Origin of the sequence: Bradyrhizobium sp. CCBAU 51627 (assembly GCF_028128765.1) — a bacterium.
Lineage (GTDB): Bacteria > Pseudomonadota > Alphaproteobacteria > Rhizobiales > Xanthobacteraceae > Bradyrhizobium.
In genome coordinates, this window is record NZ_LBJG01000080.1 from 63,541 (window position 1) to 71,888 (window position 8,348).

The following is an 8,348-nucleotide window of genomic DNA, read 5'->3' on the forward strand; positions in this document are numbered from 1 at the left end:
CGCGTCTTGGTCCCGGAACGTGCGCTACGCTCGGGATGCGCCTGTGATGTGGCAAGCCGTGGTGGGCTATGTGAACTCGGCCACAGCTTGCGGCCGTGCTCCCGCCTATCTTCGGTGGAGATGCACGCGTCGGTCCCGCGGGATGACGCTTCCGTCATTCTGGGATCAGGCATTTGGAGGTTCTGATGCAACGATCATGTCTGCTGGCTGCGACCGCGGCACTGGCGCTCATCATGCAAACGCCCCTCGCGCTGGCGCAGACGGCGCCCGCTGCAGGCGGCACGTCGGCCGCCGCGACGCCGGCTGCGACCACTGCGCCGGCCGCGACCACCGACACATCGACCCCGCCGGCAGGCCCGAAGAAGAGCGCCGGGAAGAAGCCGAAGAAGAGGATGACGCGGCAGCAGGAGATCGATCATTCGATCGACACAGGCACCGTCCCGGCGCGCTATCGCAGCTCCGTGCCGAAACAGTATCAGCAATATATTCCGTTCGAGAAGCAGTGATCGGTCGCACCGCGCCGCGAGGTGCTCCCCGCCTTGCGCCGCGGTGAGGCTGGCCCGGAGCCATGCGATAGCGAGGGCTCGATCTGATCGGCTGCCCCTGTGGCGGACCACGGTGCCGGTGCTAGACTGGCGCTAGTCGGGGGAAGCCGTGATGAGCGACGACGCAAAGGATGCTGGCCTCGTGGCCATGATCAGCAGCATCCTGGGAGGCAACAGGCGCGCAGAGGCCGCTAGCCCGCCGCCGCTTGCTGACGTCGCGCCGGCCGCACCAGCGGCCGCAGCCGTCCCGGACGTGGCGCAAATCCCGGAGGCGGAATCTCCGAAGCTCCAGGATGCATCGGATGAAGCCGTCGCGGCCCCGAAACAGGTCGCTCAATCCCTGACGCCGGATGGCAAGCGACGGCTGCCTGCAGCGGCAATTGCGGAGCTCGTGCTCGGCGAGTTGCGCAAGCTCGAGGATTTTCCGGCGACCGGCGTCTCGGTAACGGTCTATGGCTATCGGAACTGGAACGCGATGCTCACCTTCGCGCCGTTCTCGACCAGCTTCCAGAACGCGACCCGGTTCCGCCAGGCCCTGCCGGATCTCGTCTTCAAGCTGCGCCGTTTCGTCGATCTTGAGATATAAGGGATCGGCCCGATTGGGGTGACTCGATGCCAGCCTCGAACTCGTAAACCTCTCCCGTAGGGAGAGGTCGGATTGCATCGAAGATGCGGTCCGGGGTTTCGGTCTCATGCTCCAACTCTGATACAGTCGCGCAAGACTGTTCGACAGGATTTTCGAATTGAGCGTCGCCTTTACCAAGGAAGAGAGCGCCGAGACCGCCTCCGAGACGTTGCTGCCGGATCGTCCGATCTCGCCGCATCCGAACCTCGTGACGGAGACGGGCTTGCAGGCGTTGCAGACCCAGCTGCAGGCCGCGCGCGAAGCCTATGAGGCCGCGCAAGCGATCGACGACGTCAACGAGAAGCGCCGGCAATCGGCGGTGCCGTTGCGCGATATCAGATACTTCGCCGAACGGCTGCGCACCGCGCAACTCGTTGCCGCCCCGTCGTCAAACGAGACGGTCGCCTTCGGCAGTACCGTGACCTTCAGCCGTGCCGATGGCCGCGTTCAGACCTACCGCATCGTCGGCGAGGACGAGGCCGATCCGAAGGCCGGCTCGATCTCGTTCGTGTCGCCGGTCGCAATATCCCTGATGGGAAAAGCCATCGGCGAGGTCGCCGTTTCAGGGACGCAGGAACTCGAAATCGTCGCAATCGCCTAGCGATCCGCGCCGGCCGGGTCATCGCGCCGTCAAGCAAAAACCGTAAGTTGATCAAAATTGGAGATGATCCTGCCTCCGGGGCGGTCGGCAAAACTTTGCGTGGAGCGAGGTTCGATATGTCTTTGAGCAAGGCCTTTAATGAGCGATTGACGGAACTGAAGTTTCATCCCGCCGTTCTCGCGGTCAGACAGATCAAGAAGCGACTGGCCGACAGTGGACCTGCACTGCGCCTCAAGTTCAACACCCAAAAGCGCGACGAGATCATCGGCGCGTACAAGCGCGGGTCGAGCGTGCAGGATATCATCGACTTTACCAAGCATCATATGGGGACCGGCTCCTGTCAGATCGAGGCGGAGATATCGGCGGCGCTCGACTACATCGCGGCAACCGCTCCCAAGACGGTCGTTGAAATCGGTACGCTGAACGGCGGAACGTCGCTCCTGTTCGGACGGTTTCTTCCGACGATGGAGACGATGATCTGCATCGATCTGCATGTGAAGAACAAGGAAATGCTGAAGCTGCTGGCGACGGCGAAGCAGCACTGGACATTCTTCGACATGCCGTCCTACGCCGATGACAGCGTCAGGCGCGTCGAGAAATTTCTGGGTGGCCGGCAGATCGACGCATTGTTCATCGACGGCGATCATCGGTATGAAGGCGTCAAGCAGGACTTTCTGTGCTACCGGCCATTCGTTCGCGAAGGCGGCATCATCCTGTTCCACGACATCTGCGAGTCCAGCGGCAACACCAGCGCCTGGGCCGGTGGTGTCCCGCAGCTCTGGCGCGAATTGTCGCCGCACTATGAGCACCGGGAATTCATCCAGAACCGCAGCCAGGAAGGTTTTGGCATCGGCGCGCTGAAATACACCAAGTCAGCGAACCCGTTCCCTTCGACGTGAGGTCTGTCGGGGGCCAGGCCGGGAGGAGCGCGCAGCGGATCGACGGCGCCTATCAAAGGCGCTGGTAGTCAGCGGGCCGGTCGGCGGCAGGCGTTCTCTGGTTTTCAACCGGACGGAGATCCAAAGCTCGTTTCGACGCACGGCTACGGCCCAAGACTGCAGAGGAACCTAAATTCACCTGCGAACTTAGCTCCGACCGCATGCCGCGGCCGGAGGCAGGGTTTTGAGAAATCCACTGTTGCCGATCCTGATCGTTGAAGACGATTTCTTCATCACCGAGATGATCCGCACGGCGTTGGCCGAGGGTGGCTTCCAATCGGAGGTGGTGGCATCGGGCGAGGAAGCCCTTCCCCTCTTGCAGGAGAAGCACTCCGAATACCGCGCGCTCGTGACCGACATCAATTTGAAGGGCCAGCTCAGCGGGTGGGATGTTGCCAAGCGCGCCAGGGAACTCGGTCCGGATATTCCGGTCGTCTACATGACCGGCGCTGCCGCGGACGAATGGCCCTCGCATGGCGTGCCCAAAAGCGTGCTGTTGCAAAAGCCCTTCGCCCCAGCACAGATCGTGACTGCGATCTCGCAACTGCTGAATCAAACCCCGCCCGTGCACGAATAGGCCCGCTGTCCGAGCTGACCGCTCAGCGGCGCGATCCTTTCGGGATGCTGCCATCATGCCCCTGTTTTGCCCGACGAGCAAGGCGTTTTCGGATAAATCGTAACCCATTGATCCGGCGGATGCCGGCTACTGTGCATGGGGTTGTTTTCGACATTTCGATCGGGCAGGCGAGGAAAGCCGCCCGCGCTGGCGATCTCAGCAACCGATCGGGTTCAGGAGGAAAAATGGTGGGCGCACAAGGGATCGAACCTTGGACCTCTCCCGTGTGAAGGGAACGCTCTCCCGCTGAGCTATGCGCCCGGGACCATCATGCAGACGGCCGGACTTTTCGCCCGGCCGGCGCATCGGAGCCCGCGATTTAGAAGTGCGGACCCAAGGTGTCAAGTTTCCAGGCGGCTTGCGGCCGGAAAACCTTGCGTCGACCGCACAAATCGGCGGCGGGGCCGGATTTCGGACGATTTACGCGCCCTGCTGGCGGGCGCGGGAGGCGTGCGCCTGGAGCGCGCGGATGCGCTCGGCCAGCGTTCCGCCGCCCTCGGGCAAGGGGCTTGCTGCCGCGCCGTTGGTCGCGACGCCATTGGCCGGGCGCGGCGCCGGTTTCGATGGCGGGCCGGCCTCGGCCGCCAGCAGCGCCTCGATCGGCGAGTTCGGGCCCTCGAGCTGCATCGCGAGCTTGGCCACTTCGGCCGCGATGTCGTTGATGCGCTCGCGCAGCAGCGCGTTCTCCATCCGCTCAGTCGCCCAGGAGCTCTCCGCCTGCTGCTGGATCGCGTTAATGTCGCGCTGGAGCTTGGCGCGCTCGTCGCGGGCGATGCGCAGCTGCTCTTCCAGCGCGGTCTTCTCGGCGCGGAGCTGCTCCATCGCGGCCGACGACTTGCCGCCGCTCAAGGCCGCCATCTCGACGCGCAGCTCCTTGAGGGTGCGCTCGGCGCTCTCGTTGGCCTGGCGGAGCTGGTTGTTCTCGAAGTCGCGCTCGGCCAGCAGCTTGCCTTGGGTGGAGAGGCGGCCTTCGAGATCGGCGACGCGGCCCGAGAGCATCTCGGCTTCCTTCACCTGCACGATCAGCTGGCGATCGAGCTCGGTGACGCGCTGGCTCAGATTCTCGACACGGCCGCGCGCCTCAGTGAGCTCCCGCGAAGCGGTCTCGGATTCGGTTCGCTCCTGCGCCAGGCGGGCCTGCGTCGCCGCAAACTCCTTCTCGGCGTCGCCGACGCGGTCCTTCAATGCCTCGATCTGCGCGCGCACCGCGACCAGCTCGACCTGACGGCTCTCCGCCATCATCGAGCGGTCGGACAGTTCGGAATTGATCTTTGCGAGCTCGGCCTGCTTGTCGGCCAGCGCAATCTCGGCTTCGCGCAAGGCTTCGGTCTTGGCGCTGAATTCCTCTTCGGTGGCGCGGAGCTGCTCCTTTACCGCCTTCTCGCGCGCTTCGAGCGCGAAGATCGTGGCGTTCTTCTCGCCGAGCTCGATCTTCATGCGGTTGATGGCATCGCTCTTCTTGCCGAGCTCGGCGAGCTGGCTCGTGGTCTTGCTCTTGAGCTGCTCGACGCTCATCTCCAGCCGCCGCGCCGACATGGCGAACTCGGCGCGGAGCTGGTCCTTGTCGGCCTGGATCTCCGCCATCGACAGCGGCGTGGCAGCCTCGAGCCGGCGCGTGGTCAGGCGGACCGCGCGGTTGTGCACCAGCGGCACGATCGCAAGCCAGCACAGCATCGACAGCAGGAAACCGATCGCCAGGTACATGATCGGTTCGACCATGGGCCAGAACTCCGAGAGCTAAGGAAAAATTTACCAACGACAATGCATGCGGGACCGGCAAAAAGCCAGCCCCAGCCTGTCGTTAACCTTGATCCGTGAGGGGATGGACGCGGTCGCCTAGAACGGGTTCCAGGTCGCGCGCGGCGTATATTTGAGATAGCCGATATTGGCACCGAGGCGTAAGCCCAGGCCGGAGCGGATCGGCACCAGCACGATGTTGTTGGCGGTGAGCGCCGTCATGCCGAAGCCGCCGATGATATAGGCCGAGCCGTCGATGCCGGCGAAGCGCTGGTAGATCGCGTTGGTGGCGGGCAGGTTGTAGACCAGCGTCATGGTGCGCGCGCCATCGCCGCCCCAGTCGAAGCCGAGCGAGGGACCCTGCCAGTAGACGCGCAGGTCGCCGGCGTTCTTGGTGTAGAGCGTGCCTTCGCCATAGCGCAGGCCGGCAACGAAGGCGCCCGAGCCTTCCTCGCCCAGGATGTAGCCGTTCGGCAGGCCCCATTGGCTGACCGCCTTCTCGATGATCGAGGCGAGCCCGCGCGAGACGTTGCCGAAGAAGCGATGGCCGGCGGTGACGAGCTCGTCCGGCCCATAGGTGTTGGGCGACGGGGTCCGTTGCGGCGGCGGCAGGTCCGGCGGCGGCGCGGCCGTCTGGGCGGAGGCCGGCACGGTCCAGCCAGCCAGCGCGATGAGCGCCACTGCGGCAAGGCGTGATGCGAAAGTCATAAAAGAACCCCTGGTATCGATTCCGTCCGCTTCCCTTAACCTGACGCCAACAGGCACGGCTCTAGGTTGCGCCGGATGTCCCCTCGACTCGGATGTTATCCGCAGCAACTATGACGGCACAACGGCAGGAAGATAGCCCTTTGCGCCCCGGAATTGCCTTGATCGGCGCTCTGGTCGGCATGCTGGCGGGCACTTGGCTCGCCTGCTCTGGGTTGCCGGCCCTGGCCGCCACCACCGAACGGATCGTCGTCAATCGTTTCTCGGGCGTCGCCATCGAGGGCTTCGATCCCGTGGCCTATTTCGTCGATGGCGGCGCGGAGCAGGGGACGGCGGAGTTCGAGGCCAATCTCTTGGGCGCGGTCTGGCGCTTCCGCAACGAGGGCAACCGAGCGGAATTCCTGGCCCATCCCGAAATCTACGGGCCGCAGTTCGGCGGCTACGACCCCGTCGACATCGCGCGCAGCGTGACCGTCGCCGGAAATCCCCGCTTTTTCGTGATCTCGGCGCAGCGGCTCTATCTGTTCAGCCGCGAAGACAACCGCGCCGCCTTCGCCGCCAATCCGGAGCGCTTCCTCTATGAGGTCGGCAAGCGCTGGCCGGCGCTCCAGGACAAGCTCAGTCAGTAGGTCGCTACCGCTTCGGCATCGCCCCAGGCGATGAACGCCGGGATGATGAAGCCGGTGTCGCCGCGCTCGCCGAAGCGAAGCTCGCCGCCGCTGCCGTCGGTGACCTTGCCGCCGGCGGCGGTCACCACCGCGCAACCTGCCCCAACGTCCCATTCGCAAGTCGGCCCGAAGCGGGGATAGATATCGGCGCTCCCCTCCGCGATCCGGCCAAACTTCACAGCCGAGCCGCACGTCTTTCTGACGGCATTGGGCCTGTTGTCGATGAAGGCCTCGCTCTTGGGATCGCCATGCGAGCGGCTCACCGCCGCGACCCAGGGCTCGCCGTGCCCGGGAAGCTTCCGCGTCCGGATCGGCTCGGCGCGGCCGATGGTTGCGCCGTCAAATCTCACGCGCTCGGCGCCACGGCCGACGATACCGCGCCAGAGCAGCCCGAGCGCGGGTGCGCTGACAATGCCGAGCAGCGGCACGCCGTCGGTCACGAGGGCAAGGTTGACGGTGAACTCGTCGCGGCCGGCGACGAACTCCTTGGTGCCGTCGAGCGGATCGATCAGGAAGAAACTGCCGCGAAATGGTGGCGAGGCGAGGTGGGTCCGCTCCTCCGAGAGTGTCGGCACGCTGCCGGCAAGCCCCGCCAGCCCCTCCGCAATGATCCGGTCGGCGGCGAGGTCGGCCTCGGTCACCGGCGAGCCGTCCTGCTTGCCGTCGACCCGCATCGCCGCGCGGTTCACGCCAAGAATTGCGTCGCCGGCCTGCAGCACCAGCGCGGTCAGGGGCTCCATCAGCCGGTCAGCCGCTTCGCTGTCGATGATCCTCACCTGCATGCCTCATTCATCGGCAAGCCTCACCCTCTCTTCACGCGATTCGCTCCGGTTCGTTCGACCGGCGCTTTATGGCCGCTTCGTACCTATCCGCAAGCTAGCTGCCACAGGCTGGCGAATGTTAGAACCCGCAACATCCGTCAAGCATGCGTGATTCGCCGCGTCCGCGCCGTGCAATTCCAGGAACCCTTTATGTCTGACGCTCCGTCTTCAGGTACCGCTTCTGCTCCCGATATGCTCGAACTCGCCGCCCTCCTGTGCTCGCGGGTCTGTCATGATCTCATCAGCCCGGTCGGCGCCATCGTCAATGGGCTCGAAGTGCTCGACGACGATCCCAAGCCCGAGGACCGGGAATTCGCGCTCGACCTGATTCGCAAGAGCGCGAAAACGGCCTCCGCCCGCCTGCAGTTCTGCCGCCTCGCCTTCGGCGCCGCCGGCTCCTCCGGTGCGCAGATTGACCTCGGCGATGCCCAGACCATGGCGCGCGGCCACATCGAGGACGGCAAGTGTACGATCACTTGGAATCTCCCGCGGCTGCTGCTGCCGAAGAATCGCGTCAAGCTGTTGCTCAACATGCTGGTCGTCGCCCAGCACACGATCCCGCGCGGCGGCATGCTGACGGTTGATCCGATCGGCGAGGGCGAGACGATGAGCTTCCGCATCACCGCGACCGGACATAACGCGCGCCTGCCGCAGAACATCTCCGAGCTTCTCAGCGGCGAGCGCGGACCTGCCGCGGATGCGCACGCGATCCAGCCTTATTACACGCGGCTGTTGGCGCAGGCCTGCGGTCTGGCCGTCACGCTCAAGCCTGAAGGCGAAGCGATCATCATTACCGCTTCGTAAACGTGCACATCGCTGTCAGGGGTTAATCCAATCTTTACGAGGCGCTTCGGCTTGTCCGGAGCGCCTTATCTCTTTGTTGGTTCCGTTCTTTTGCACATACTCAACCAATATTAAACGCTTTGCGGTGAAGCTGGCCCCATTCTGAAGTGGCGCATCACGTCTCGTGCGTGCCCCTCCCTGTATGAAGGCCTGTTTTCATGGATGATCTGTTGCGGGAGTTTCTGACGGAGACCAGCGAGAGCCTGGACACCGTGGACAATCAGCTGGTGAAGTTCGAGCAGGAGCCGA

The 8,348-nt window shown here is 64.4% G+C and carries 10 protein-coding genes and 1 tRNA gene; 7 read left to right on the forward strand and 4 right to left on the reverse strand.

From position 1 onward, the window contains the following. The first annotated feature begins 185 nt into the window (after positions 1 to 185). The 5 genes from XH88_RS28290 to XH88_RS28310 all read left to right on the forward strand — a co-directional run bounded on the left by XH88_RS28290 (position 186) and on the right by XH88_RS28310 (position 3,286). Entirely contained in the window at positions 186 to 506 is a 321-nt protein-coding gene (locus XH88_RS28290; protein ID WP_271671507.1) for a hypothetical protein, read from the forward strand. A gap of 151 nt (positions 507 to 657) precedes the next feature. Then, on the forward strand, positions 658 to 1,131 hold the full coding sequence (locus XH88_RS28295) for a hypothetical protein (RefSeq protein WP_271671508.1): 474 nt from the start codon (positions 658 to 660) through the stop codon (positions 1,129 to 1,131). A 157-nt stretch (positions 1,132 to 1,288) separates the two neighbouring features. After that, entirely contained in the window at positions 1,289 to 1,771 is a 483-nt protein-coding gene (greA, locus tag XH88_RS28300) for a transcription elongation factor GreA (RefSeq protein ID WP_271671509.1), read from the forward strand. Between the two features lie 116 nt (positions 1,772 to 1,887). After that, positions 1,888 to 2,670: a class I SAM-dependent methyltransferase gene (locus XH88_RS28305; protein WP_271671510.1), complete on the forward strand. Its 783-nt coding sequence runs from the start codon at positions 1,888 to 1,890 to the stop codon at positions 2,668 to 2,670. Between the two features lie 238 nt (positions 2,671 to 2,908). Continuing rightward, positions 2,909 to 3,286 carry a response regulator gene (locus tag XH88_RS28310; protein ID WP_271671511.1) on the forward strand — a complete coding sequence of 126 codons (378 nt, stop codon included), beginning with the start codon at positions 2,909 to 2,911 and terminating at the stop codon, positions 3,284 to 3,286. Between the two features lie 225 nt (positions 3,287 to 3,511). Here XH88_RS28310 and XH88_RS28315 read toward each other — a convergent pair. From XH88_RS28315 to XH88_RS28325, 3 genes are all read right to left on the reverse strand, one after another. Next, positions 3,512 to 3,586, reverse strand: a tRNA-Val gene (locus XH88_RS28315). A 159-nt stretch (positions 3,587 to 3,745) separates the two neighbouring features. Continuing rightward, complete coding sequence (locus XH88_RS28320; protein WP_271671512.1) at positions 3,746 to 5,044, reverse strand: hypothetical protein; 1,299 nt, start codon at positions 5,042 to 5,044, stop codon at positions 3,746 to 3,748. A gap of 117 nt (positions 5,045 to 5,161) precedes the next feature. After that, entirely contained in the window at positions 5,162 to 5,770 is a 609-nt protein-coding gene (locus XH88_RS28325; RefSeq protein ID WP_209967818.1) for a DUF1134 domain-containing protein, read from the reverse strand. A gap of 140 nt (positions 5,771 to 5,910) precedes the next feature. On the opposite strand from XH88_RS28325, the gene XH88_RS28330 reads away from it, so the two are divergent. Beyond that, positions 5,911 to 6,396 (forward strand): YHS domain-containing (seleno)protein, encoded by a 486-nt coding sequence (locus XH88_RS28330; RefSeq protein WP_271671513.1) that lies wholly within the window; start codon positions 5,911 to 5,913, stop codon positions 6,394 to 6,396. Here XH88_RS28330 and XH88_RS28335 read toward each other — a convergent pair. Beyond that, on the reverse strand, positions 6,390 to 7,217 hold the full coding sequence (locus XH88_RS28335) for a 3'(2'),5'-bisphosphate nucleotidase CysQ family protein (protein ID WP_271671514.1): 828 nt from the start codon (positions 7,215 to 7,217) through the stop codon (positions 6,390 to 6,392). The genes XH88_RS28330 and XH88_RS28335 overlap by 7 nt on opposite strands. Before the next feature lie 189 nt (positions 7,218 to 7,406). On the opposite strand from XH88_RS28335, the gene chpT reads away from it, so the two are divergent. After that, on the forward strand, positions 7,407 to 8,060 hold the full coding sequence (gene chpT / locus XH88_RS28340; RefSeq protein WP_271671515.1) for a histidine phosphotransferase ChpT: 654 nt from the start codon (positions 7,407 to 7,409) through the stop codon (positions 8,058 to 8,060). Positions 8,061 to 8,348 lie beyond the last annotated feature (288 nt).